Here is a 357-nt window from a genome sequence, read left to right as displayed (position 1 = left end):
CGACTTACCCGCGCAGCAGCCGGCTGGCACACCCCGCGCCCGGTGCCCGCCCTCCCCCGGACGGACCCCCCCCGCCGCGGGTCCCGCCAGGGGCTGGGCGGGCGGGGCGAGTTTGCAGGACTGGTGGGGCGTGATCGCTGAGGTGCCTCCGTGGGTGTTCTGGGGCGTGTGGGAGTGTCCACGTGTCGTTTGTGCATTGGGGCCGAGGTGCGGGGGGTGGGCGGTGCTCCGCTGCTCGGTGTCGAGGATGATGTGCCGGCGCTCCGCCGGGGTGCGCCGGGTGACGCGGTCGTAGTTGTCCCACCGCAGGCCCTTGACGCCGATCTTGCCGAAGGTCCCCTTGAAGAGGATCTTGGT

1 protein-coding gene is annotated in these 357 nt (G+C 72.5%); it reads right to left on the bottom strand.

The window, feature by feature from the left end:
- Window positions 1–357: hypothetical protein (locus tag PUR61_RS16010; protein WP_329879516.1), on the bottom strand; the 357-nt coding region annotated here is incomplete at both ends.

It is taken from the genome of Streptomyces sp. BE20 (assembly GCF_036322525.1).
In the GTDB taxonomy this organism is placed as follows: domain Bacteria; phylum Actinomycetota; class Actinomycetes; order Streptomycetales; family Streptomycetaceae; genus Kitasatospora.
Note: the sequence above shows the minus strand (reverse complement) of the source record. Positions and strands in the feature narration are given on the sequence as shown.